18 protein-coding genes are annotated in these 24,278 nt (G+C 63.5%); 8 read left to right on the top strand and 10 right to left on the bottom strand.

The features are described from left to right. Position 1 precedes the first annotated feature (1 nt). Positions 2–853, bottom strand: coding sequence for a dihydropteroate synthase (gene folP / locus ACWGS8_RS12840; protein WP_454581313.1), 852 nt, complete (start codon positions 851–853; stop codon positions 2–4). Positions 854–967: 114 nt separating this feature from the next. Between folP and ACWGS8_RS12835 the strand changes: the two genes are divergently transcribed. Together ACWGS8_RS12835 and ACWGS8_RS12830 are read left to right on the top strand one after the other, a co-directional pair. Continuing rightward, positions 968–1,591 carry a DUF922 domain-containing Zn-dependent protease gene (locus ACWGS8_RS12835; RefSeq protein WP_454581312.1) on the top strand — a complete coding sequence of 208 codons (624 nt, stop codon included), beginning with the start codon at positions 968–970 and terminating at the stop codon, positions 1,589–1,591. Positions 1,592–1,819: 228 nt separating this feature from the next. Beyond that, positions 1,820–3,301, top strand: coding sequence for an MDR family MFS transporter (locus tag ACWGS8_RS12830; protein ID WP_454581753.1), 1,482 nt, complete (start codon positions 1,820–1,822; stop codon positions 3,299–3,301). Between the two features lie 9 nt (positions 3,302–3,310). On the opposite strand, the gene ACWGS8_RS12825 is transcribed toward ACWGS8_RS12830, so the two are convergent. The 3 genes from ACWGS8_RS12825 to ACWGS8_RS12815 form a co-directional block, all read right to left on the bottom strand. Next, on the bottom strand, positions 3,311–4,342 hold the full coding sequence (locus ACWGS8_RS12825) for an NAD(P)/FAD-dependent oxidoreductase (protein ID WP_454581311.1): 1,032 nt from the start codon (positions 4,340–4,342) through the stop codon (positions 3,311–3,313). An 82-nt stretch (positions 4,343–4,424) separates the two neighbouring features. Then, positions 4,425–4,745 (bottom strand): 2Fe-2S iron-sulfur cluster-binding protein, encoded by a 321-nt coding sequence (locus tag ACWGS8_RS12820; protein ID WP_202354237.1) that lies wholly within the window; start codon positions 4,743–4,745, stop codon positions 4,425–4,427. 99 nt (positions 4,746–4,844) lie between these two features. After that, positions 4,845–5,213: an Hpt domain-containing protein gene (locus ACWGS8_RS12815; protein ID WP_032930394.1), complete on the bottom strand. Its 369-nt coding sequence runs from the start codon at positions 5,211–5,213 to the stop codon at positions 4,845–4,847. A gap of 271 nt (positions 5,214–5,484) precedes the next feature. On the opposite strand from ACWGS8_RS12815, the gene ACWGS8_RS12810 reads away from it, so the two are divergent. Beyond that, positions 5,485–11,865: a kinesin gene (locus tag ACWGS8_RS12810; protein WP_454581310.1), complete on the top strand. Its 6,381-nt coding sequence runs from the start codon at positions 5,485–5,487 to the stop codon at positions 11,863–11,865. A gap of 180 nt (positions 11,866–12,045) precedes the next feature. Beyond that, positions 12,046–12,660: a 3'-5' exonuclease gene (locus tag ACWGS8_RS12805; RefSeq protein ID WP_454581309.1), complete on the top strand. Its 615-nt coding sequence runs from the start codon at positions 12,046–12,048 to the stop codon at positions 12,658–12,660. A gap of 25 nt (positions 12,661–12,685) precedes the next feature. Here the strand turns inward: ACWGS8_RS12805 and ACWGS8_RS12800 are convergent, their stop codons facing one another. Genes ACWGS8_RS12800 through ACWGS8_RS12785 form a run of 4 tightly spaced genes read right to left on the bottom strand, consistent with a single transcriptional unit; the run spans position 12,686 to position 16,763 of the window. Then, a complete protein-coding gene (locus ACWGS8_RS12800; RefSeq protein ID WP_454581308.1) occupies positions 12,686–13,336 on the bottom strand; it encodes an ABC-type transport auxiliary lipoprotein family protein in 651 nt (216 codons plus the stop codon). A 37-nt stretch (positions 13,337–13,373) separates the two neighbouring features. Beyond that, positions 13,374–14,747 (bottom strand): MlaD family protein, encoded by a 1,374-nt coding sequence (locus ACWGS8_RS12795; RefSeq protein ID WP_454581307.1) that lies wholly within the window; start codon positions 14,745–14,747, stop codon positions 13,374–13,376. A 14-nt stretch (positions 14,748–14,761) separates the two neighbouring features. Then, entirely contained in the window at positions 14,762–15,571 is an 810-nt protein-coding gene (locus ACWGS8_RS12790; protein ID WP_454581306.1) for an ABC transporter ATP-binding protein, read from the bottom strand. A gap of 4 nt (positions 15,572–15,575) precedes the next feature. Next, the gene (locus ACWGS8_RS12785) at positions 15,576–16,763 is read right to left on the bottom strand and encodes an MlaE family lipid ABC transporter permease subunit (RefSeq protein ID WP_454581305.1); all 1,188 of its coding nucleotides are present in this window, start codon (positions 16,761–16,763) and stop codon (positions 15,576–15,578) included. Positions 16,764–16,840: 77 nt separating this feature from the next. Between ACWGS8_RS12785 and dgcA the strand changes: the two genes are divergently transcribed. Next, positions 16,841–17,824 carry an N-acetyl-D-Glu racemase DgcA gene (dgcA, locus tag ACWGS8_RS12780; RefSeq protein WP_454581304.1) on the top strand — a complete coding sequence of 328 codons (984 nt, stop codon included), beginning with the start codon at positions 16,841–16,843 and terminating at the stop codon, positions 17,822–17,824. Here dgcA and ACWGS8_RS12775 read toward each other — a convergent pair. Together ACWGS8_RS12775 and ACWGS8_RS12770 are read right to left on the bottom strand one after the other, a co-directional pair. Beyond that, the gene (locus ACWGS8_RS12775; protein ID WP_454581303.1) at positions 17,744–19,009 is read right to left on the bottom strand and encodes an MFS transporter; all 1,266 of its coding nucleotides are present in this window, start codon (positions 19,007–19,009) and stop codon (positions 17,744–17,746) included. The two genes, dgcA and ACWGS8_RS12775, sit on opposite strands and share 81 nt — an antisense overlap. 126 nt (positions 19,010–19,135) lie before the next feature. After that, positions 19,136–19,951, bottom strand: a complete 816-nt coding sequence (locus ACWGS8_RS12770; RefSeq protein WP_244730335.1) for a UDP-2,3-diacylglucosamine diphosphatase — start codon at positions 19,949–19,951, stop codon at positions 19,136–19,138. Between the two features lie 120 nt (positions 19,952–20,071). Here ACWGS8_RS12770 and ACWGS8_RS12765 point away from each other — a divergent pair, with 120 nt between their 5' ends. The 3 genes from ACWGS8_RS12765 (at position 20,072) to ACWGS8_RS12755 (ending at position 24,226) form a co-directional block, all read left to right on the top strand. Beyond that, positions 20,072–20,851 (top strand): SDR family oxidoreductase, encoded by a 780-nt coding sequence (locus ACWGS8_RS12765; protein ID WP_454581302.1) that lies wholly within the window; start codon positions 20,072–20,074, stop codon positions 20,849–20,851. A 176-nt stretch (positions 20,852–21,027) separates the two neighbouring features. Continuing rightward, complete coding sequence (locus tag ACWGS8_RS12760) at positions 21,028–23,352, top strand: NADP-dependent malic enzyme (protein ID WP_454581301.1); 2,325 nt, start codon at positions 21,028–21,030, stop codon at positions 23,350–23,352. A 193-nt stretch (positions 23,353–23,545) separates the two neighbouring features. Then, positions 23,546–24,226: an outer membrane protein gene (locus ACWGS8_RS12755; protein WP_454581300.1), complete on the top strand. Its 681-nt coding sequence runs from the start codon at positions 23,546–23,548 to the stop codon at positions 24,224–24,226. Positions 24,227–24,278 lie beyond the last annotated feature (52 nt).

The raw sequence follows: 24,278 nt of genomic DNA, 5'->3' as shown, positions 1-24,278 counted from the left end.
CTCAGCGTCCCAATCGGTCGTTTTCAAGCGCCAGCATAGCATCCGCCATAGCCAGCGCGTCCACGTTGATTGCGACATCGTGGACGCGAAACAGATGCGCGCCCTTGAGCCTGAGAATGACGCTGGTCGCCGCCGTTCCGGCGGCCCGGTCGGCCGCGTCGCGGCCGGTGACGGTACCGATGAAGCGTTTTCGCGAAGTGCCCGCCATCAGCGGAAAGCTGAGCGCATGGAGCTCGGAAAACCGCGCCATCAGCTCGAGATTTTCCTCAGCCGTCTCCTTGGCGAAGCCGAAACCGGGATCAAGCACGATGCGATCGTCCGCAATGCCGTTGCGGCGGGCGATCTCCAGCGATTTTTCCAGGAACGCCAACTGGTCGGCGATCACGTCGGGCAGCTTCTCGCGATCCCGCCCGGTATGCATGATGATGAGCCCGGCTCCGGTTTCGGCGGCGACCCGCGCAATGTCGGGCTCGCGCTGCAGGCCCCAGACATCGTTGACGATATGCGCGCCGGCAGCCACGGCCAGTCGCGCGGTCTGGGCGCGATAGGTGTCGACCGAAATCAGCACGTCACCGGAGCGCGCCAGCGCCTCGATCACCGGCAGGACGCGCGCCTGTTCCTCGCTGGCCGAGATCGCGGCGGCACCCGGCCGGGTCGATTCTCCACCGACATCGATGATCCGAGCCCCTTCCCCGATCATGCGGCGCGCCTGGGTCAGCGCCGCTTCGGGCGCATCGAACAGGCCGCCGTCGGAAAAGCTGTCGGGGGTGACGTTGAGGATGCCGACGACCACCGCCTTGCCGCCAAGGTCGAGATGACGTTCATGCGCCAGCTGCCATCGCCTCGCCGTCATTGTTCATCAACCATGGGGCTCATCAACCAAGGGCTATCAACGATGTGTGATCCGCAAAGGATCAATTCCGTTGCGCCGGCAACGGCCGTAAAGCAAGGTGGGTAAAGAGGCAATATGATGAAACGATCCCTGCTTTGCGCGCTGCTGCTCGCTATGACCGCTGTTCCGGCGGGCGCGGCCAATCTGGTGAAGACATACAGCTATTTCTCGATCGGCGGCAGCACGCTCGAAGACATCGAGAAGCAGCTCTCCAAACATGGGCCGCAGGTCAAAAGCACGGGCTCGCGCCACCCCGGCGCCACCCAGATGGCCTTCACGACCCGTGTCAGTTACGCCAGGCAGGCTGACTCCTGCCGGATCGCCGACGCCGCCGTGACCGTCAAGGTCAAGGTGATCCTTCCGGAATGGCGCCGCCCGCGCAAGGCGGATCCAGACGTGAAGCTGTTCTGGGACACGCTTGCCGCCGACATCAAGCGCCATGAAGAACGCCATGTCGAGATCGCCAAGAACTATGGCCGCGAGTTGGAAAACGCGCTGAAGGCGACCTATCCGCAGACGGATTGCGGTACGGCCAAGGCCAAGGCGGCCGAGATCACCGCCGCCATTCTCGCCAGGCACGACCGCGCCCAGGTGCAGTTCGATCGCGTCGAAAGCGTCAATTTCGAAAGCCGTATCCTGCGGCTCATGCGCTACCGCGTCCAGCGCATCGAGAATGGCCAGTTGCCGCCATCGCCCTGAATATCGTCGACGCACGCAATGGCGCCGATGCAAGCCAACCGAGCCGAAGCCTAGTGCCAGCGTCGAAAATTCTCGAATGGCAGTCGAAATCGGCCTAAACGGAACGACATATCACGGGTTGGCAAGGCACAACCCTCAAGGCACGAGCACCACGACGGATCGCGCGGCGAACGCACCAGGCAAGCCCAATGGTGACCCGGACCGCGCGCAAAGCACATGGACAAGATCATGGACCAGGCTGTCGACAAGCAGCGCATGGCGGCTGCCGCCACGCCGCTGACCGAAAGCGAGAAGAACGCCATCATCGGCGGCGTTCTTCTGTCCATGCTTTTGGCAGCGCTCGACCAGACCATCATCGCACCCGCCATGCCGACGATCGCGCGGGCGCTCGGCCACGCCGAGTATCTGCCCTGGATGGTCACCGGCTATCTGCTGACCGCGACCGCCGTGGCACCACTCTACGGCAAGATTTCAGACGTCTATGGCCGCCGCCCGACCATTTACGCCGCGATCCTCATCTTCCTCGTCGGATCGCTGGTCAGCGCCATGGCCCCCAACATGTTCGTGCTGGTGATGGGGCGTGCGATCCAGGGGGCCGGCGGCGGCGGCCTGTTTGCGCTGGCCCAAACCGTGATCGGCGACCTTGTGCCGCCGCGCGAACGCGCACGTTATGCGGCCTGGGTCTCGGGCGCCTGGGCCGTCGCCAGCATTGCCGGACCACTGCTGGGCGGCACCTTTGCCGAGCATCTGCACTGGTCGCTGATCTTCTGGATCAACATTCCGCTTGGGCTTTTGGCCATGGCGATCATCAACACGCCGCTGAAGAAGCTGCCAATCGCGGCCAAACATCACCGCATCGACGGGTTGGGCGCCGTGCTTCTGGTTATCGCCACGGCCCTCCTGCTTCTGGCGCTCAACTGGGGCGGCAGCACCTATCCGTGGTTTTCGCGCGAAATCCTCGGACTGGTGGCCGGTTCGGCCGTGTTCTGGGCCTTGTTCGCAATAAGGCTGATGAGGGCCGCCGAACCGTTGATCTCGCTCGAAGTGCTGGGCAACCCGATCGTGCTCGCCGGCGCGCTGTCGATGTTCCTGCTGCAGGCGGCCAATATCGGCGCTTCGGTCTATCTGCCGGTCTATCTGCAAACCGTGATCGGGCTCTCCGTTAGCGAATCGGGAATGGCCATGCTCGGCCTTTTGCTTGGCACGGTCGCCGGCGCCGCTACAAGCGGCCGCCTGATCCCCCGCTTCGTGCACTACAAGCGTATCGCCATGATCGGCATCACCTTGGCCATTGTCGCCATCGGCGTGCTCAGTGCCATTGCCGGACACGCCTCGCTGCTCGAGGTCGAGATCCTGACCACCCTGATCGGCCTGGGCAGCGGAACGACATTCCCGGTCGCGACCGTCTCTGTCCAGAACGCCGTCGATCGAACCCATCTCGGGGTCGCGACCGGCGTGCTGACCTTCCTGCGTACGCTGGGTGGCGCGCTGGGCGTCGCCCTGCTCGGCGCGGTCGCGCTCGGCTATGGCCTGCCACTCTCCGCCGAGGGCTCGCAGACACATATCCAGCTGACATCAGCCTTGCCGTTCGTGATGATCTTCATCACCGCCGGCATCACCCTGGTGCTGGCGCTTGTCGCCATGATGCTGATGCCGGAAAAGGCGCTGCGCGGACGCGACGAGGCGACCGCGCCCGTCCTCGCGGAATAGAAGCGCTCCTTACACCACTACGCCGAGCTTCTTCTGCAGGCTGGTCGACGAGGTCGTGTACTGGAACACGATCCGCTCGCCGGGGCTGACGATACGCTTTGCGGCCTGCGCCATCAGCGCCACCTCATGAAAGCCCGACAGGATCAGCTTCAGCTTGCCCGGATACCAGTTGATGTCGCCGACCGCGAAAATGCCGGGCACCGAGGTCTGGAACTTCTCGGTGTCGACCGGGATCAGGTTCTCGTGGAGGTTGATCCCCCACTCCGCGATCGGCCCGAGCTTCATCGTCAGGCCGAAGAAGGGCAGCATGCGGGTGCATGGCACTTCAATATCGCCATCCGGACCACCCTTGATGGTGGCCGATGACAGCTGGCCGTCGGCGCCGGTCAGGCCGGTCACCTGGCCGACCTTGAATTCCAGCTGCTTCATCTCCTGCATGGCATACATCTTGTTGACGCTGTCGGGCGCCGCGCGGAATTCAGGGCGCCGGTGAACCAGCGTCACGCTCTTGGCCACCGGCTGCAGGTTGAGCGTCCAGTCGAGCGCCGAGTCGCCGCCGCCCACGATGACAAGGTCGTGGCCGCGAAAATCCTCCATCCGGCGCACCGAATAGAAGACACTCTTGCCCTCATAGGGCTCGATACCTGGGATCGGTGGGCGTTTGGGTTGGAATGAGCCGCCACCGGCGGCGATCACCACCACCTTGGCCTCGAACACCTCGTTCTCGTCGGTGGTGACGCGAAAGCTGCCATCCTCCAGCTTTTCGAGGCTGGAGACCATGCGGTTATAGGTGAAGTCAGGCTTGAAGGGATGGATCTGCTCGAGCAGCTTGTCGACCAGCCCTTGCGCCGAGATCGAAGGCCAGCCGGGAATGTCGTAGATCGGCTTTTCGGGATAGAGTTCCGCGCATTGGCCGCCGGGTTTGTCGAGGATGTCGATCAGGTGGCATTTCATGTCGAACAGGCCGAGCTCGAACACGGCGAACAGGCCGACAGGCCCTGCCCCGACAATGAGAACGTCCGTGCTGATGATCGCGGTCATGCGCCCTGCCTCGTTGCTTGATTGGCGTGAGACTGCATGACCACTGGCCCGCTGCCAAGCGGCAGCTGGAAAAATCGGCTTTTCAGCCCTGGCGCTCCGGCACGCGCACCACCAGGCCGTCGAGCGCGTCGCGCACCTTGATCTGGCAGGACAGCCGCGAGTTCGGCTGGACGTCGTAGGCGAAGTCCAGCATGTCCTCTTCCATCGCTTCCGGCTCGCCGACTTCCGCCGTCCACGCTTCGTCGACATAGACATGGCAGGTGGCGCAGGCACAGGCGCCACCGCACTCCGCCTCGATCCCCGGCACGGCGTTGCGGATGGCGTTTTCCATGACCGTCGAGCCGTTTTCGGCGTCCACGTCGAATTGTGTGCCGTCATGGGCGAAGAAGGTCAGCTTGGTCATTTGTCACCTGAAGGGAGTTTCCGCCGAGATAATCACTCCGGCAGACAAGTCAACTGCCGCGCGAAAGCGCCGCTCGGTGACGTTTTTCCAAAAACCGGGTCAGCGATTGATGGCGGCGATGAAATCGCGCACTTCGTCGATCAGTTTGCCGAGCCGCTTGAGGGTCTGGCCGTCTTCCGGCTGCCGCTCGATCTCGGTGGCACAATCGGCGATGGCAAAGGCGCCGACGCCGCGAGCGGACCCCTTCAACCCATGCGCCAGCAGAAGCCGGTCCTTGAGATCTGCATCGACTATTTTGTCGCGTACCGACAGCGCCTGCTGTACAAACAGCGCTAGCACCTCTTGCTCGAGGGCGCGGTCGCCCATCGTCTGCCGGGCAAGGTGTGCCAAATCGACCGGTCGGGACTGTCTGGTTCCCGAGACGTCGCCTCCGGGCATTGAGAAGGCAATGCCGCTTTCGCCACGCATGAACTCGAACTCCGTTTGCTTCGGCCGCCCGAAAACTAGGCGAATCCAATGGACAACGGGTTAATGGATGGCCCGGAAAAATGTTGCGAAAACGGCGCTCAAATCACGCTTCCGTTAACCCTATATTTAAAGTTTTACGTATCCCGCGGAATGCATGTTTTCTTTACCCCCCTGTGTCATTACGATACGAGGGTCCATTTTCAGCCTCCTGCGCGGGGGTACGACAAAGACAATTATAAGCCCGCGGCAGCTAGTACAGGGTAGCGAAGGCATGGCAAAGAAACCAACGACGACGACGACGAGAAATCTCGACAGCGACGTGGCCAGGGAACTGGAAAAAGCGCTCGATCTTGACCTCAGCGGCGATATCGGCAGCGGTGATCTCGACATCGCGGCTTCGATGGAAGATCTGGAAGCGCAGATATCCCAGGCCGCCGACGAGCTGGCACGCGAGGGACGCAACCAGAAGCCGGCACCTGCCGCCAATCAGGCCCCCATCGCCAATCAGCCCGCGAATTCCGCGCCGAAGGCCAAGCCCGCCGAACTGCGCCCCGTGGAGACACGCAACGGCAATGGCAATGGCACGCAGCCCACGGGTTTTGCGCCGGCCAATGACGATCGCCAGAAGGATTACAAGACCCTCCTGCACAGCCTCAACAGGCGCGCCTCCAACACCGTCTACTGGATCGTCGCCTTTGTCTCGCTCGCCTGGATCGCGGGCGCCGGCGGGCTCGCCAACCTGCTGTTCGGACCGAGCATCTGGAGGATCCGCACCCTCGACCAGTTCCTCGCCCGTCCCGAGCTGATTGGGCTCGCCGTCGCGGCGATCGTGCCGATCATCTTGTTCTGGGCCTTCGCGGCCATGATTCGCCGCGCCCAGGACATGCGCATTGCCGCCCAGTCGATGACGGAAGTGGCCTTCCGCCTGACCGAGCCGGAAAACATGGCGCAGGATCGCGTCATGATGATCGGCCAGGCCGTTCGCCGCGAGGTGGCGGCCATGGGCGAAGGCATCGAACGCACGCTGGCCCGCGCCGTGGAACTGGAAACGCTGGTCCACAGCGAAGTCAACCAGATCGAGCGCTCCTATTCGGAAAACGAAACCCGCATCCGTTCGCTCGTCGACGGGCTCGGCAGCGAGCGCGAGGCGGTCGTCACCCATGCCGAGCGCGTCCGCGCCTCGATTTCCGGTGCGCATGAGACGCTCAGGGATGAAATCGGCGCCGCAAGCGACATCATCCGCGACTCCATCCTCAATGCGTCGACCAAGCTGTCGATGACAATCACCAATTCCGGCGACACGCTCATCGACCGCATCAATGAAAGCTCGATGTCGATCTTCGATTCGGTCGAAGGCCGGCTCGACACCATCACCGACAAGCTGTCGACCTCCGGCGAGGCGTTCGCCAGCCTGCTTGACACGCGCATCGCCAAGCTGACGGATACGACGGACGGCCTGACCCGGTCGCTGACCGATCTGCTCGACGATCGCACCACCGGTATGGTTTCGCTGCTCGGCGGCGCCGCGCGCACCCTCAATTCAGAATTCGAGGCCAGCCTCAACGGCATCGAGCGCACGCTGGCCGAACGCGGCCAGGCGCTGATCAGCGAATTCCAGACCCGCGCCGAGGCGCTCGACACCGGCACGCAGAAGCTCAACGCCGCGCTCGAGGCCCGCGCCCGCCAGATCAACGAGACGCTGGTCGAGCGCGCCCGCGAAATCGCCCACACCTTCGCCGAGAGCAAGGACACGCTGGCCGCGATGATCGACCAGGGCAAGACCCAGATCGGCGCCGACATGGCCGACATCGTCACCTCGACATCGAGCATGCTGGAGGCTCGCGCCAGCGACTTTGCCGGTCGCATGGAAGCGGCGCGTCATGTCGTCTCGCGTTCCTTCGACAGCGACATCCAGCGGCTCGCCGACGCCCGTGTCGGCATTGAGGAAGCCGTGGAAAACCACAGCCGCAAGCTGTCCGAAAGCCGCGAGCGCATGGCCGCCGCCATGCAGGCGGACCTGGAGAAATTCGCCGAAAGCCGCGACGGCATCGATGCTGCGGTGACCAACCAGGTGCAGAAGCTGGCCGAAGGCCGTAGCCTGATCGCGCGCGCCCTCGAGGAGGACCTGCGCAAGGTCAACGAATCTCGCGCCGCCATAGACGCGTCGCTCGGTAGCCACCTCGAAAGGCTGGAAGAAGGCCGCAACCGGCTTTCGCAAGCTCTCAACGAAGACTCCGGAAAGCTCGTGCAAGCCCGTACGATCATTGATGAAATGGTCGCCGGACACGTCGGAAAGCTCGCCGAGGGCCGCAACATACTGTCGCGCGCCCTGGAAGCCGATCTCGGCAAATTGTCCGACAGCCGCGCCGGCATTGACGGACTGGTCGCCGGTCAGGTCGAGAAGATCGCCGAGGGCCGCGCGGTGCTCGCCAAGGCCCTGGAAAACGATATCGCCGGCATCAAGAGCCTGATCGAGGCGCATTCGACAAAGCTTGCCGAAGACCGCAGCCTGCTCGGCCGTTCGCTCGAGGACGACCTCTCGGGCATCAGGGGCCTGCTCGACGATCATTCGGGAAGGCTTGCCAGTGACCGTAGCCTGCTGTCACAGACGCTCGAAGCCGACCTTGCAAAGCTGGCCGAAAGCCGCTCGAGCATCGACGGCCTCGTTGCCGGCCAGGTCGAGAAGCTGGCCGAGGGCCGCGACATTCTCAAGCGTGCGCTGGAATCGGACCTCAACACTATCAAGGGTGTCATATCGAGCCAGTCAGAAAGGCTGGCGGAGGACCGCGGACAGCTTTCGCGGGTCCTGGAAGCCGACCTGCAGAACGTCAACAGCGTCATCGCCGACCACATGAACAGGTTGGTTCAGGATCGTTCGACCTTGTCGAAGGCTCTCGAAGACGACCTCGCCAAGCTGGCCGACAGCCGCTCCAGTATCGACGGGCTGGTCGCAGGTCAGGTCGAGAAACTGGCTGAAGGCCGCGACATTCTAAAGCGCGCCCTCGAAGCCGACCTCAACACCATCAAGAACACCGTTGCCGACCAGTCGCAGAAGCTGGTCGACGACCGCACCCAGTTCGCCAGGGCGCTCGAAGCCGATCTCGAAAGCGTCAACAGCCTCGTCAACAGTCATTCCGAACGGCTCGTCCAGGATCGTTCGACCCTGTCGAAGGCACTGGAAGCCGACCTCGACAGCGTCAACAGCCTGGTCAACAGCCATGCAGAGCGGCTCGTCCAGGACCGCTCGACGCTGTCGAAGGCGCTGGAAACCGACCTCGAGAGCGTCAGCGGCCTGGTCAACAGCCATGCCGACAGGCTTGTCCAGGAACGCTCGACCCTGTCCAGGGCGCTCGAGGACGATCTCGCCAAGCTGGCCGAAAGCCGTTCGAGCATCGACGGCCTGGTCGCCGGCCAGGTGGAGAAACTGGCCGAAGGCCGCGATGTTCTCAAACGCGCCCTCGAAGCCGATCTCGCGAAGCTCGCCGAGAGCCGGTCGAGCATCGACGGTCTTGTCGCCGGCCAGGTGGAGAAGCTCGCCGAAGGCCGCGACATTCTCAAGCGCGCCCTCGAGGCAGACCTGCAGAAGCTGAGTGAAAGCCGCGGCGATATCGACGGCATCATCGCGGGCCATGTCGGCAAGCTGGCCGAAGGCCGCAACATGCTGAGCCGCGCGCTGGAAGACGATCTCGGCAAGCTCGCCGAGACGCGCAAGGACGTCGACCGCTCGCTGTCAGGCCATATCGACCAGATCGCTGCCAGGAGCACCGACATTTCGGCCGCCATTGCCGCCGACGTGGAGAAGATCGAGCAGGCGTTCAGCCGTCAGACCGGCGTCATCGAGGAACGCGCCGGAACCATGGAGCGCGCGCTTTCGACCGGCGTCGACAATGTCCGCAGCGTGCTCGAAAAGAGCGCGGTCTTCGTCGCCGGCGCCTTGCGCGAAAAGGTCCTGGAAGTGACCAGCACGCTGCATGAGCAGGCCGGCGCGGCCTTCAGCGACGCCGACCGCAAGATCGCCGAGCGCGCCGAACAGACCTCCGCGGCGCTTTTGGCACGAGCCGAGGACATCGCCCGCACCTTCGAGGAAGCCGATCGCCGCCTCCACGCCCGCGCCGAAGATACGTCCAACGCCTTGCTCGCCCGTGCGGACGACACCTCCAGCTCGCTGCTGGCGCGTGCCCACGAAACCGCCGATCAGCTGGCCGCCCGTGCCGGCGAGATCGCCGGCACCTTCGAGCAGGCGGACCAGAAGCTCGCCGCCCGCGCCCAGGACACCGCCGACCAGTTGGCGGCGCGTGCAAGCGAGATCGCCGGCACATTCGACGCGGCCGACCAGAAACTGGTCGCGCGCGCCGTCGAGACGGCGCAATCGCTGGCCGCCCGCGCCGGCGACATCCTGCGCAACTTCGAAAGCGCCGACCAGCGCCTCGGCATGCGCATCGGCGAATCGGCCGAGGCTCTGGCCGCCCGCGCATCGGACCTTGGCCGCATCTTCGATGCCGCCGACCAGCAACTGGTCTCGCGCATCGCCGAAGGCTCGGACGCGCTGTCCAGCCGTGCGTCGGAAATCGGCCGCATCTTCGACGAGGCCGACCAGCGCCTGGTCTCGCGCATCGCCGACAGCTCTTCGACGATCGGTGAGCATGCGCAGACCATCGTCGGCGCTTTCGCCAGCACCGAGCAGAAGGTCGCCGACCGTGCGCGCCAGACCGGCCAGGAACTGGCCGTGCACGCCCGCGAAATCGAGCAGGCACTTGCCGGCGCCGACGAGCGTCTTGCGTCGACCGCGGCGGCCGCGGCCGCCCGTGTCGAGGAACAGATCGCCAGCGTCGAGAACCGCCTCGCCCACACCACCGAAACAATGGGCCAGAGGCTCAACGAGCAGGTGTCGAGCGCCGAGGCGCAACTCGTTTCGCGCGCCAATGTGATCGCAGAGACCTTCACTGCTGTTGGCCAGCATATCGGCCAGAGCACCAACGATGCCGCCAAGACGATCGGCGCCAACACCCGCGAACTGAACACCATGCTCGCGGCGCGGTCGGCCGAAATGTCGAAGATCCTCGACGAAACCGCGCGGCCCTTGGTCGAGCGCTTCGCCCAGGGCGGCTCGGAACTGCAAAAGAGCATGGAAGAGGTCACCGAGCGCGCCACCGAGAAGCTGCGCAGCGAAAATGCCGCCCTGGTCAACGCGCTCGCCAACCGCACCGCCGAGACCTTGTCGGCGGTCGAAGGCGCCCGCTCGTCGCTGTCCGACAGCGTTGCCGATCTCATCGGCCGCATGACCAAGTCCAGCTCGCAGCTCGGCCAGCTTATCGAGCAGGCCGCGGTCAATCTCGGCCAGGTCGACGAACGCCTGACCGGCAGCACGCAGAGCTTCGCGGCGACAACCGAAAAGGCGGCGCAGACCTTTGCCAGCTCGGCGCGTCTGGTCGATTCGAACACCACAAGGCTGACGGAACTGTCATCGTCGACCTTGCGCGAAGTGGCCTCGATCGCCACCAAGTTCGATGAACACAGCCGCCTGCTGGCCAGCGCCTCGGATCTGTTGAGCTCGGCCCAGAGCAACCTCGAGCACACGCTGGAAAGGCAGTCGTCGCTCGAAGACCTCGCCGTCGGCCTGGTCAAGAAGTCGGAAGATCTCGAAAGGGTCATGCGCTCGTTCGAAAACCTCGTCGGCCAGACACTGCAGAATGCCGAGGGCAAGACGATGGAGTCGGCCGACAAGATCCGCAACGCCATCACCGACGTGGTCGATTCGGCAACCAAGCGCTTCGCCGATGCCACCGATGAGATGCGGCGCACCGCGAGCTCGATCAAGAGCGAACTCGACCTCACCCGCGCCGAGCTCAAGAAGGGCGTCATCGAGATGCCGGAAGAAGCGAAGGAATCGACCTCCGCCATCCGCCGCGCCGTTTCCGAGCAGATCAACGCGCTGAAGGAGCTTTCGGACATCGTCGCGAAGTCCGGTCGCGGCGGCGGCGATACCTCGGAGCCACGCAATCTGCGCCCGGCCCCGCAAGCGCCGGCGGCACGTCCCGCCGAACCACCGCGCCGCGCGCCGGCTCCGCAGCCGGAGCTTCGCACGCCACAGGCGCCGCTGGGCGGCACGGCACTGCGCGGCACGCTCGACATCGAGCGTCCGGCCGAGCCGCGCCAGCGTCCTGACGCCGGCGCCCGCACGCCGCAGGGCGGCTGGGTGCGTGACCTCCTGACCGCGGCATCGAACGAGGCGGATCTCAGGCCGGCGGCAGCACCCTCGACGCCCGCGGAAGCACCGCGCGCGGCCCCTGCCCAGCGCTCGCCGCTGCATGTCGTGGAATCGCTGAACTCGCTCTCCGTCGACATCGCACGCGCCATAGATCACGATGCTTCGATCGAGCTGTGGAACCGCTATCGGCGCGGCGAGCGGGACGTGTTCACGCGCCGGCTCTACACGCTGAAGGGCCAGCAGACATTCGACGAAATCCGCCGCAAGTATCAGGGCGAAGCCGAATTCCGCGCCGCCGTCGACCGTTACTGCGACGACTTCGAGAAGCTGCTCAAGGATGTCTCGCGCAACGACCGCGACAACATCATGGCGCAGACCTACCTGACGTCCGACACCGGCAAGGTCTACACCATGCTGGCCCACGCCAGCGGGCGCCTGCACTAGCCTGCAATTGAATAGGCGGGGCCATAGTCCCGCCTGCCCTTGGCTCCGTCACGCGACGAACCATCACACCGGTTCTACGAGCCAATGGATGCGAGGATAAGCTCGCAGCATATAATCCGATTTCCCGGCAGCGCGAAGACCACTACCGCTGCCTGACCCTCGCCAAAAAGGGTTCCGACCGTGAAGACGGCAATCATATTCGACTGCGAGTTTCTCTGCCTGGAGGGGTCGCAACGCAGATTTTGGTGCGCGGCCCACGATCCGGACCCGGTCATTGCGCAGATCGGCGCGGTCAGGCTCGGTCTCGAAGACGGCTTTCCGCTGCTCGGTACGCACAAGGCCTATATCAGACCGATCGACCGGTTTGGCAGGAGATACGAACTCGACCCGTTCTTCACTCAACTGACCGGCATCACGCCTGACGACATCGAGACCGAGGGGGTTGCACTCGGAGACGCCCTTGCCGGGGTCGATCGCTTTTGCGATGGCGCGCGGTTGTGGTCCTGGGGCAAGGACGAACTGAACATGATGGCCATCAGCTGCTATGTCGCGGGCATTCAGCCTTCTATTCCCGCCACCCGGTTCGACAATGCCGTCAAGCTGCTGATCGCGGCCGGGATGCCGATCGAGGATCTGGCGCGGACGCCGAGCAACAAGCTTGCGGACTATTATGGCGTCGAACATCCGCCATTGCAGGGACATGACGCGCTCGACGATGCGCTGTCGGTAACCTACACGCTGCAGCACCTGATGACGACGGGGAAGCTGCGGCCGGAAGCCTTCGACCGCTTGTAGTTTGAAGCGTCTGGCGGGATTGCGCTCAGATCACCGAATCGGTCCAGCGAACGATCTGCCTGGCGGCATCGCCGAACGCGCTGTCGAGCGCTTTGATATAGGCAGGATTGCCGTTGCCTGAAACGGGTGCGGACGCGGTGAAGCTCTTGGAAGCGCGCACCTCGCCATTGCGATCGTTGAGCAGGCGCACGAACAGGTCGACCTCGGCATGTTCGCCGCCGTCGACACTCACTTCGAAGGAACGGATCTCGACGATCACCTGGTAGTCGATCGCCAGGCCCTCGCCTGGCTTGCCGACGCCGGCAAAGCTGCCGGAGCGCTGGAACGTCTCCGCCAGCCGCGCCTGCACGATCAGCGGCAGGCGGTCGGCCCATTGCGCCCCCTTGAGATACTGGATCGAGCGGTCGGACGGCTTGATGACGATGTTCTGGCTGTCCAGCGCCTTGAGCGCCGACGGCTGAGCGATCAGGATTTGCTTGCGGCTATGGCCATGGGCGTCAACCGACGGAGCCGAAAGCTCGAATGTGTCGAGCGGCGCTGGCTTGCCGCCCAATACCGCACAGCCGGCAAGCGATAGCGCAAGCAGCGCCGCAGCCGGTGTCAATCCACCCGTTCTCACCCACACCGACTTCACACGCGATCCCCGTTGTCCCCGGATCGTAAGATCAACCCGCATCCGCGGATCATGTTCTTGGGGCGAGCAGACGTCGAAGTCAACGCCGCACCCTGCCGTCGAATTGCCGAACCTCGCCCTCGCCACCCGAAAGGATACGCTGCGGATTGCGGCTGAGATCCGTGACCGCTTCCTCGATGCGGGTGATCGAGCGGCGGCTGTCCTGCACCAGCGCCTCGACATTCGACAGGCCCTGACCCGAGAAGCGCGCCAGATTGTCGGTGATGACGCCTAGCCGCGCATTCAGCGTATCGGCAACCTGCTTGAAGGACTTCAGCGTCTCCCGGGCATCGGCCATCACGCCGTCGGCCTGCCCCGACCCGAGCAAGGTGTCGACCCTTGCAAGGATGCCGTCGACACGCACCGAGGCATCGTTGAGCCGCTGGGCCAATTGCTTGGCATCCTTGATCGTCTGGTCGATATCGTCGGCGCGATTGGCGAACTTGTTGGTCACCACGGCAATGTCGGCGGCGGCCTTGTTGGCGTTTTCGCTGGCCTTCTGGATGTTGGCCAGAGCCGCACGCACCTGCGCCGGGTCGACGCCGTCGAGCACGCCGTCGACCTTGGCCAGCGTGCCTTGCGTCTGCTTGGCGAAATCATTGACGGATCCGACCGCCGTATCGACATTCTTGATCACGCCGTCGAGCTGTTGCGATGTCTGCTTGAGGTTCGCGGTCACCGTATCGACATTGGCGACGATGCTCTTGATCTTGTCCCTGTCGACGGCATTGAGCAGGCCTTCCGCCGCCTTCAGCGTGCCGTCGAGCTTGCCGGACACGCCCTTCAGTTCTTCGGACAGCGCGCTGACGCTGGACAGGAACTTGTCGATGCCGTCGGAATTCCTGGCCAGCGCATCGGAGAATGTCTGCACGTTCTGCACAGTCTGCGTCAGAGGCCCGCGAACATCCCTGGTGAAGCCCTCGAGTTCGGACAGCACCTTGTCGGCGCGGCTGAAGATGTTCTGCGCCGTCTGCAGCAGATTGGTCACCGCGGAAGGGTTGGCGACGATCTCGGCGACCTTGCCTTCCTTCTCGGCCTGATCGAGGAGTTTCACTTCCTTGGGGTCGGCGCCCTTGAGCTCGATATTGGCCTGCCCGGTGAGGCCGGCAAGCCCGATATCGGCCTGCGTCGACTTGGTTATCGGTGTCAGCCGGTCGATCTCGGTGTCGGCGATGGCGACAGTCGGATTGTCGACGTCGATATAGACGCGCTTGACGTCACCGACCTTGACGCCGTTGAACAGCACGAAGCTGCCGCGGCCGAGGCCTGAAGCCGAACCGGGAATACGCACACGCAACAGCGTCGTCTCGCCCCTGTCACCGATCGCCGCCGTCCAATAGACGAAGCCGAACGCCGCCAGGATCGCAACCAGCGTGAAGATGCCGACAATGACGTAGTTGGCTCTGGTTTCCATTGCTTCACTTATGGCTATGCACGCGCGGCAAGATCAAGTTGCCGGGCGCGTTTTCCGCGGAAATAGGATTTTACCCACGGTTCCTCGCTCTTCAGCATGTCGTCGATGGTGCCTTCGACCAATACTCTCTTCTTGCCCAGCACCGCCACGTGGTCGCAAGCGGTAAACAGCGTGTCGAGGTCGTGCGTGACCATATAGACGGTCAGATCCATGGTGTCGCGCAGCTTGACGACAAGTTCGTCGAACTCGGCAGCACTGATGGGATCGAGGCCGGACGTCGGTTCGTCGAGAAAGACGATATCCGGATCGAGCGCCAGCGCGCGCGCAAGCGCCGCCCGCTTGATCATGCCGCCGGAGAGTTCGGACGGGAATTTCTGCGCCGCGTCCGGCGGCAGACCGACCAGCTCGATCTTGAGCAGCGCCAGCTCGTCCATCAGCTTCCTTGGCAGGTCGAGATATTCGCGCATCGGCACCTGCACATTCTCCTGCACGGTCAGCGCCGAAAACAGCGCGCCATGCTGGAACAGCACGCCAAGCCGCATATCGATGCGCAGCCGCTCGATATCGCTTGCCTTGTCGACGTCGACACCGAACAGCTTGATCGTTCCCGACTGCTTGGGCATCAGCCCGAGAATGGTGCGCAACAGCACGGACTTGCCGGCGCCCGAAGCACCGACGAAACCCAGGATCTCGCCGCGCTTGATGTCGAGCGAAAGCTTGTCGAGGATCAGCTTGTCCTCGATGGCAACGGTGACGTCACGCACCGAGAGGACGATGTCGCTCTCGTCCCTTTCCTCCATCTTGATGCCATTGCCCTTCGCCATGGTGTCAGAACTCGATCGCTGCGTAGAACATGGCGAAAAGCCCATCGAGGATGATGACGACGAAGATCGACTTCACCACGGAGGCCGTCACGTGCTGGCCGAGCGATTCGGCGCTGCCGCCGACCTTCATGCCTTCGACCGAAGCGATCGTGCCGATGATCATGGCCATGAACGGGGCCTTGATCAGACCGGCGAAAATCGTGCTGAGATCGATGGCGACACGCAAGCGGTCGATGAATGCGGCGGGCGGAATATCGGAGTATAGCCAGGCCGCGACAATGCCGCCGCCAAGTGCGGCAAAATTGGCGATGATCGTCAGGCACGGCAAGGCGATCACCAGCGCGACCAGGCGCGGAAAGACCAGGACGCCGATCGGATTGAGACCGATGACCTTCAGCGCGTCGACCTCCTCGCGCATCTTCATCGAACCGATCTCGGCGGTGATCGCGCTGCCGGAGCGGCCGGCGATCATGATTGCCGTCATCAACACGCCGAGTTCGCGCAGGATCAGCACGCCGACGAGGTCGACGACGAAGATATCGGCGCCGAAATAGCTGAGCTGGTAGGCGCCTTGCTGGGCGACGATGGCGCCGACGATCGCCGACATCAGCACCACCACCGGAATGGCGCCGACGCCCATGCGGTCGATCTGGTTGAAGATCGCCGCCGGGTTGACGGCATGGCCACGGCCGAGCTTCATCTGCGCGCCGCGGATGGTGGCGCCCAGAATATTCATCGAGGCGAGGAAATCGTCGCGCATCTCGTAGACGCGCCGGCCAACCGCCTCCAGCGCGCGAATGACGATGTTGGGCGGCCGCGCCGGACCGGATTCGGGTTCGCGCCGGACAGCCTCGCCGACAGCGTCGAGCAGGATGGCAGCGATCTCGCTCTGGCCTTGCAGCCGGACCTCGACATTCTTCTTCTCGAAGGCGCTGACCAGCCGGTCGATCAGCCAGGCGCCGGCGGTATCGATCTTCTCGATTTTCGAAAGATCGAGCGCCAAAGTCTTGAAACCGCTTCGCTTCTCGATCTTGCGCATGTCGGCGTCGATCAGCGCCACGGTCCGTGTCGTCCAGATTCCGGAGAACGCGCAACCGAGTACGCCACCCTCCTCGCCGACCGCCACGCGTGGTTGGTGGTCAGCCTCCGAGGCGGATCTACCGCTTGCGTCGCGCTTGCCGATGGTCAACATGACGTCCTGTTTAGCCTGATGGGTCCGACCTTGTCGATTTGCCGACAACCCTTCTCGCACAGCCGGAGCAGAAAAATATGGCGCGTGTCATTTCGGTTGAGGCCGAACGTTTTCCGATCGCCGGCACTTTCACCATTTCGCGCGGCTCCAAGACCGAGGCCGAGGTCATCACCTGCACGATCAGCCAGGATGGTCATAGCGGGCGCGGCGAGTGCGTTCCCTACAAGCGCTACGGCGAGACCATGGACGGTGTGCGCGACGCGATCGAGGCCATGCGCGAGCGGATCGTCGATGGCATCGACCGCACCGCTTTGCTCGACGCAATGCTGGCGGGAGCCGCCCGCAACGCCGTCGACTGTGCGCTGTGGGACCTCCAAGCCAAGATCAGCGGCAAGCCGGTGGCCAACGCAATCTGGCCGGCGCCGCTGCGTGCGCTGGAGACCGCCTACACGCTGTCGCTTGGCGAGCCCGAGGCGATGGCCGCACAGGCCCGCACCAATGCAGGCCGGCCTTTGCTGAAGGTCAAGATCGGCAGCGACAACGACATGGCGCGGATTCGCGCTGTGACGGAAGCTGCGCCTCAGAGCCGAATCATCCTCGATGCCAATGAGGGCTGGACCGACGACAACATTGTCGCGAACCTCGCTTTTGCCGCAGAACAAGGCATTGCGCTGGTCGAACAGCCCCTGCCCGCTGGCCGGGACGAAATCCTGCGCCACATCGCCCATCCGGTGCCGATCTGCGCCGATGAAAGCGTGCATGAGGCGAAGAACCTGGAAACCCTGGCCGGTCTCTATGACGCCGTCAACATCAAGCTCGACAAGTCCGGCGGACTGACGGCAGCGCTCATGCTGCGCGACCGCGCCCGCGAACTGGGTTTTGGCGTCATGGTCGGCTGCATGGTCGGCACGTCGCTGGCGATGGCGCCGGCGGTGCTGCTTGCCCAGGACGCCGATTTCGTCGACGTTGACGGTCCGTTGCTACTTGCCCGCGACCGTGTGCCGGGTCTCGTCTACCAGGGTTCGCTCGTCTCCCCGCCGGACCGGGCGCTTTGGGGCTGAGCGCGCGGCAAGTCCGATCAGCACCAGGCCGACGATCGCGATCGGGATCATCACCAGGAACCCATCGACGCGGAGACGGTCATAGAGCGGGCCGGAAGCCAGCGTAACGGCGGCCATGAAGAAGCCGTTGAAGAAATAGGCGATGCCTTGCGCCGCCCCCGTGCGCTCTTCGGAGACGGTCTCGGCGATCATTCTCTGCAGGCCGATGAGCACCATGGCGACAGACACCGAATGCAGCGACTGCACGGCGAAGAAGCCGGCAATGCCAAGGCCGAGCGGCCATACCAGTGGAAAGATGATCCAGCGTACGATCGAGCCGATACCGGCGATCACCATCACCTTGACGACCGACACGGAGGCGAAAATACGGTTGAAAAACAGGAACATGCAGACTTCGGATACCACGCCCCAGGCCCACAGCAGGCCGACGACGGAATCGCTGATGCCGATCGATTTCCAGTAGATGGAAACGAAGCCGTAGAGGAAGGCATGACTGGCGGTGATGATGCCGACGCCAAAGGTGAAATAGAGGAAATAGGCATTGAACAGGCTCGGCGCCGCTTGCTGGATTTCCGCGGCCGACAACGGCGAGGCCTTGCGCGGCCGCCCCATCCGCGGCGCGAACAGGGCGGCGACAAGCGCCGTGGCAAGCGCCAGGAATATGATCACCGGCACGGCTTTGGCGCCGGCCGCCGTCAGGATGAAGCCGCCCACGACATTGGCGCAGAGATAGGAGATCGAGCCCCATTTGCGCATGGCGGTATAGTTCGAGCCGAAACGGCGCACCCCGGACAACGCCAGCGAATCGGCCATTGGCGAATGCGGCGTCCAGACGATCGTCAAAAGCAGCGATACGACCAGCACGATCGCATAGGTTGCCGGCAGGAAATAGCCGGCCGAGATGATCATCGTTGCCGCGACCAGCGCGATATAGACGTTGGCGCGGTCCTTCGCCCGGTCGGCAAGCGCCGTCAGCATCGGCGTCGTCACAACGCGCAGGAACATCGGTGCGGCAAGGATCACGGCGATCTGTTCGGCGCCGAAACCCTTCGCCTGGAGCCAGAGCGGGAAATACGGCAGATGCGTGCCTTGCGACACGAACAATGTCGCGAAGATCAGGCTCATGCGCAGTTCGAAATGGCGCGGCTTGACGAGCTGTTCTGGCGAAAGCGGCGGGAGGGACATGAATCGATCCAATTACGCCGCGCTCGATCGGCCGGCGACGTGGATCGATCCCTTAACATGGCAGAAAACCGGGCGAAACCGGCTGGACCAATCGATTGACGCTTAAAATTCGTAGCGGCCTTCGCGTCAGGCCGCCTGCCCGACCCGATCCTCAATGAGCATCGGGATGAAAGGTTCGTCAAACGACTCCGGCAGCACCTGCGCCCAGGTCAGGATCTCCATGCGGCCATCGAAGTGCTCGACCACGGCCGTACAGCTTTCCACCCAGTCGCCGGTGTTGATATAGCGCACGTCATCGAAATTCTCGATCGCGGCGTGGTGGATGTGGCCGCAAATGACGCCGTCGACATGCGAGCGGCGGGCTTCCTCGGTCAGCACGGTCTGGAACGAGCCGATGAAGTTGACCGCCTTCTTGACCTTGACCTTGGCCCAGGACGAGAAAGACCAGTAAGGCAGGCCGAGCAATTGGCGCAGCCGCGTCACCACTCGGTTGACGATCATCGCCGCGTCATAGGCGTGATCGCCGAGATAGGCGAGCCAGCGCTGGTTGTGGACGACGGTGTCGAACTGGTCGCCATGGATGACGAGCAGGCGCTTGCCGTCGGCCGTCTCATGGATGGCGCGGTCAGCGACGACGATGCCGCCGAAATGCACGCCCTGGAACTGGCGGGCGAATTCGTCGTGATTGCCGGCGATATAGGTGATCGACGCGCCCTTGCGCGCCTTGCGCAGCAATTTTTGCACGACGTCGTTGTGGCTTTGCGGCCAGTGCCAGCTGCGCCGCAGCCGCCAGCCATCGACGATGTCACCGACCAGATAGATGATGTCGGCGTCGTGGTAGCGCAGGAAATCGATCAGGAACTCGGCCTTCGCCGCCTTCGAGCCGAGATGGACGTCGGAAATGAACATGCTGCGGAAAGTGCGGGGCTCTTGGCCTGACATCGCGATTTTCACCCTTGCTTTCGCGCAGCCTATGCCCCGATTCATGCAACAACCGTATGACGGTTGCGATTGGTCCAGCCTAAGGACTAGCTTGCCGGCCAAATCACAGGAGAAATCGTCATGGATCTTGGTATCCGCGGTAAGAAGGCCATCGTTTGCGCTTCGAGCAAGGGGCTCGGAAAAGGCTGCGCCATGGCGCTGGCCGAGGCCGGTTGCGATATCGTCGTCAACGGCCGCAACGCCGAACTGGTGGCCAAGACCGCCGCGGAGCTGCGCGCGCGTTACGGCGTGACGGTGACGGAAGTCGTCGGCGACGTCTCGAAGCCGGAAGTGCAAAAGGCGCTGCTCGCCGCCTGCCCGGAACCCGACATCCTGGTCAACAACAATGGCGGGCCGCCGCTGCGCGATTTCCGCGAACTCGATCGCGCGAAAATCCTCGAAGGCGTGACCCAGAACATGGTGACGCCGATCGAGCTGGTGCAGGCCGTCCTCGACGGCATGGCGAAGCGTGGCTTCGGCCGCATTGTCAACATCACCTCGCTGTCGGTCTATGTCCCCATTCCAGGTCTCGACCTGTCGTCGGGCGCGCGCGCGGGCCTGACCTCCTTCCTCGCCGGCGTGGCGCGGACGGTGATCGACCGCAACGTCACCATCAACAGCCTGTTGCCCGGCAAGCTCGACACCGACCGTCTGCGCGGCCCGCACGAGGCTGGCACCGTCGAGGACCCTGCCGCGGCAGCCTCGCGCAAGACCCGCATCAGCGCCGATGTGCCGGCCAAGCGGCTCGGCACGCCGGAGGAATTCGGCCAGATCTGCGCCTTCCTCTGTTCGGTCCATGCCGGCTATCTCACGGGCCAGAATATACCGGTCGATGGCGGTCTCTACGTCAGCGCCTTCTGATCGAAAGACCAGCGAAACGGCGCGACTCATCTGGCATGAAACGACCGTAAGCATTTGACATCTGGTGATTTTTGACGCGTCGCCACTTAAGGCTGCCGGCGCGTCAATTAGCGTCGCGAAAAATCTTGGCCGCATGCTAAAAGGACTCCCGACACAGGTTTCGAAGGAGCGGCCGCATGGAAGGCGAGAACAAGAAAACGGCACGTTCGGACCTCGACGAAGCCGCCCTCTACTTCCACAAGCACCCGACGCCTGGAAAGCTCGAGATCCAGGCCACCAAGCCGCTCGGCAACCAGCGCGATCTGGCGCTCGCCTATTCGCCCGGCGTGGCGGCCCCCTGCCTGGAGATCCGCGACAATCCGGCAACCGCCGCCGACTACACCGCGCGCGCCAACCTTGTCGGCGTCGTCTCAAACGGCTCGGCCGTGCTCGGCCTCGGCAATATCGGCCCGCTGGCGTCCAAGCCGGTCATGGAAGGCAAGGCGGTCCTGTTCAAGAAATTCGCCGGTATTGACGTCTTCGACATCGAGATCGACGCCCCCGAGATCGAGCGCATGGTGGAGACCGTCGCCGCTCTCGAACCGACTTTCGGTGGCATCAATCTCGAGGACATCAAGGCGCCGGAGTGTTTTGAGGTCGAGGAGCGGCTGAAAGCCCGCATGGGTATACCGGTGTTCCACGACGACCAGCATGGCACCGCCATCATCGTCGCTGCCGCCGTGCTCAACGGACTGGAATTCGCCGGCAAAACGATCTCGGACATCAAGGTCGTCACCTCCGGCGCCGGTGCCGCCGCCCTTGCCTGCCTGAACCTTTTGGTCTCGCTCGGCGTGCGCATCGAAAACATTTGGGTCACCGATCGTTTCGGCGTCGCCTACAAGGGCCGCACCGAAGAGATGGATCGCTGGAAAGACCCCTATGTGAAGGATACCGAGGCGCGCACGCTGGCCGATGTCATCCCGGGCGCCGATGTCTTCCTCGGCCTCTCTGCGGCAGGCGTGCTGAAGCCGGAACTGCTGCAGCACATGGCGCCAAAACCGCTGATCCTGGCACTGGCCAATCCCAATCCCGAGATCATGCCGGAAGTGGCGCGCGCGGCGCGTCCCGATGCCATGATCTGCACCGGCCGCTCCGATTTTCCCAATCAGGTCAACAATGTCCTGTGCTTCCCCTATATCTTCCGCGGTGCGCTCGATTGCGGCGCCAGCGCCATCAATGAAGAGATGAAGATGGCTGCGGTGCGGGCCATCGCCGCGCTTGCTCGCGAAGAGCCTTCGGACGTCGCTGCGCGCGCCTATTCGGGCGAGACGCCGATCTTCGGGCCCGATTTCCTGATCCCCTCGCCCTTCGATCCAAGGCTGATCCTGCGCATTGCGCCGGCCGTAGCCAAGGCCGCCTGCGACACCGGTGTGGCGACGCGGCCGATCACAGACTTCGCCGCCTATATCGACAAGCTCAACCGTTTCGTCTTCCGCTCCGGCCTGGTGATGAAGCCGGTATTCTCGTCCGCCAAGGCATCGAGCGCCAAGCGCGTCATCTATGCCGACGGCGAGGATGAGCGCGTGCTGCGCGCCGCCCAGGTGGTGCTCGAGGAAGGCATCGCCGAGCCGATCCTGATCGGCCGCCCGCATGTCATCGAGGTCAGGCTGAAGCGCTACGGGCTGCGCATCAAGCCGGGCGTCGATTTCGGCCTGATCAACCCTGAGGACGATCCGCGCTATCGCCACTATGTCGACCTTTTGATCGAACTCGCCGGCCGGCGAGGTGTCACGACGGAGGCCGCGCGTACCATGGTGCGCACCGACAACACGGTGATCGCGGCGCTGGCGCTGAAGCGCGGCGACGCCGACGCCATGGTTTGCGGCCTTGAAGGGCGCTTCGAGCGGCATCTGCGCAATGTGACCCTGATCATTGGCCCTCGCGCGGGCATCAAGGACTATGACCTGTCGACGCTGTCCATGCTCATCTCGCAGCGCGGCATCATCTTCCTCACCGACACGCACGTCTCCGTCGACCCGACGGCCGAGGAGATCGCCGAGATGACCGTGCTGGCGGCCGAGGAAATCCAGCGCTTCGGCATCGAGCCGAAGGCGGCCCTACTGTCGCATTCGGATTTCGGTTCGCGCGATTCACCAAGCGCGCTCAAGATGCGCCAGGCGGCGGCAATCCTGGCGCGCATCGCGCCGGAACTGCAGTGCGACGGCGAAATGCATGCCGATTCCGCTTTGTCCGAGCACCTGCGCCAGCGCGTCTATCCGCATTCGCGGCTGAAGGGCGAAGCCAATCTGCTGGTGTTCCCGAACCTCGATTCGGCCAACATCACACTGACGGCGCTGCGCGCCATGATGGATGCGCTGCATGTCGGTCCGATCCTGCTCGGCACCGACAAGCCTGCGCACATACTGACGCCCTCGGTCACGTCGCGCGGTGTGGTCAACATGACGGCGCTGGCCGTGGTCGAGGCCGCGCACAAGGCACAGGCCATCGTCAATCTGGACTAGGCCGAAGCCGGCATCAGCAGGCTCGGCCCGGCCTTGCGGGCAGCACCCGCATGTGCCGGTGACAACCATTGCAAATCGGGGTGTTGCGGACCGGCAACTTGCGATTGCGGAAATTCAGCGTTGGCCGGAAGCGGATTTCGCTGGGGAAGCCGACCTGATATGGTTGCGCATCTGATTTGACGGCGAGGACGTCATGAAGGGCCTGTTGCTCGCATCCGCGTTGCTGTCGCTGATCGGCGGACAAGCTCTGGCCGCGGATGCTATCAGTGCCGAGCCCGCAACCGCCCATGACTGGTCAGGCGTCTATGTCGGCGGGCAGATCGGCTATGGTTTCGGCAGGACCGACGCGGTTTTCAGTTCACCCAACACGCCAACGTTTCAGGCAAGCCAGGACTACGACATCGACGGATTCCTGGGTGGTGTTCAAGTCGGCTATAACTACCAGATCAATTCCCTGGTTCTCGGCGTCGAAGCTGACATTGCTGGCGCGGACATCAAGGGACACTCGGGCGAAATCAATGTCGGCGTTCGCGGCGATACATACGATACCAAGGTGGACTGGTTTGGAACGCTGCGCGCCAGCGCCGGATATGCGTTCAACAACACCTTGATCTATGGGACCGGTGGCCTTGCTTACGGAAGCGTTGAAAACCGGTACCTTGACGGGCCTTTCAATAGCTTTTCGGAAAAGGGCACCAAAACTGGATGGACTCTCGGCGCAGGACTGGAACAGGCATTTACCGATCATTGGTCGGCAAATGTCGAGTATCTTTATGTCGATCTGCGCGACCAGACCATCGATTACGGCGGCAGCAACACCGAGTTCGATAACAAGTTCAGCACGGTCAAGATCGGCATGAACTACAAGTTCTGACAACCATCCGAAATAGACGATTAACCGGCAACGGGGTAGCTTGGCGGGCACA

The organism is Mesorhizobium sp. 43Arga (assembly GCF_053714255.1).
Note: the sequence above shows the minus strand (reverse complement) of the source record. Positions and strands in the feature narration are given on the sequence as shown.